This is a genomic window from Thalassospira sp. MCCC 1A01428, from assembly GCF_002115825.1.
GTDB lineage: Bacteria > Pseudomonadota > Alphaproteobacteria > Rhodospirillales > Thalassospiraceae > Thalassospira.
Window position 1 is genome coordinate 1 of record NZ_JFJZ01000131.1, and the last position, 1,311, is coordinate 1,311.

The window sequence follows — 1,311 nt, forward strand, 5'->3', positions numbered from 1 at the left end:
ATCTGGCCCCCGCAACCAAAAACGTCAAACCCTGCCCTTCGGGCGGGGTTTTGTCGTTTTAGGCCGCTGGCTCCATCTTTAAACTGATGATCTTCGTGCGTTATGAGACTGTGCTCATAACTTGAAGGCTGAGGCTGTAAAGAAATCGCTCCAGTGGAGCGATTTTAAGCCGAAGGTCGAGCACGGCAAAGCCGCGCACAGATTGCGGATATCTTTCCACATCTACATCACGATGAAGCATCCGGCTCGCCCTTGTGGCGGGCTTTTTTAATGTCTGGTAGGTGGGGCCCGTATGAGTTGCGCTGACTGTTCAAGACAAGCAAAGCATCGCTTTGCGCAGCCACAGCAAGGGCAAAGCCCGAAGCCCGAAGCCCGAAGCCCGAAGCCCGAAGCCCGAAGCATAATCTGGCCCCCGTAAACAAAAATACCGGGATCCATCACCAGCCATTTTTCAGTTACGGTTACCGACTGATTTTGTCCTCTCGGGTCTGATTTTCGGGTGAGAAATTTGCTTGTCGGACGCGAGGAGAGGCCGGAGGAAATATTATTTTTGAAGCGCAACCTCTGGCGTTGTTTTGCCTGAGGCAAGGCATGTGAAATCCTTTGCCCGGGCGACGGTTGGTGCGTTCTGTTTGTCAGAGGACACTGTCTATGTCAACGCGCGCAAGGCCCCTACCAGGCGGCAAAGAAGATGTTTTGGTACGGGTAACGTCGTGGGCAGTAGATATTTTGTTAAATCGCCCCGGCTATGGCATCGCGGTCGTTCGGAAATGCCTTTACCTCGCGGATCACCAGCAGAGTATCCCAATTCAGTGAGGTGACAAAAAAGCGGACCCTTTGGTTCTAACCGGGGCGGCGCAGGGTTTTGCAGATGACCTGTTGCGGCCGCGGCCACCTTCCCGATTCGGGATGATGCGAGCAAGGACCAAAGACCTCCACGGGGCATTGCTGTCGACCGTTGCCACGGTGGCACGGCTTTTGATTTTATGCTTCTTGTGCAACAGATAGCTGTTGTGGGGCAGGCCGAAGATATCATCCACGCGGTTGGCACATATTCTGGTTTTTACACCGTCTGTAAGGGAAACGATCCGGTTCTATCGTCAGATACCGGGATTGCGTGTTTCTGATCAGTCTGGCGACGGAATATGTTTCATGCATGGTATCCGCTGTTTCGCCCATCAGTTGATAGCTTTGGCGAAATCCCACGGCCCGGGTTTGCATCATGTTTCGTGAGATGTCAGTGCCATCAACCAGATCGGTTTTGGTGCCATGCAAATGGCAGACAAGGGATTCAGCAAGGGTTGGGGGGGG

At 53.4% G+C, this 1,311-nt stretch carries 1 protein-coding gene; it reads right to left on the reverse strand.

The window, feature by feature from the left end; translation table 11 throughout:
* Positions 1-1,032: 1,032 nt before the first annotated feature.
* Positions 1,033-1,311: hypothetical protein (locus tag THS27_RS27540; protein WP_246833114.1), on the reverse strand; the 279-nt coding region annotated here is incomplete at its 5' end.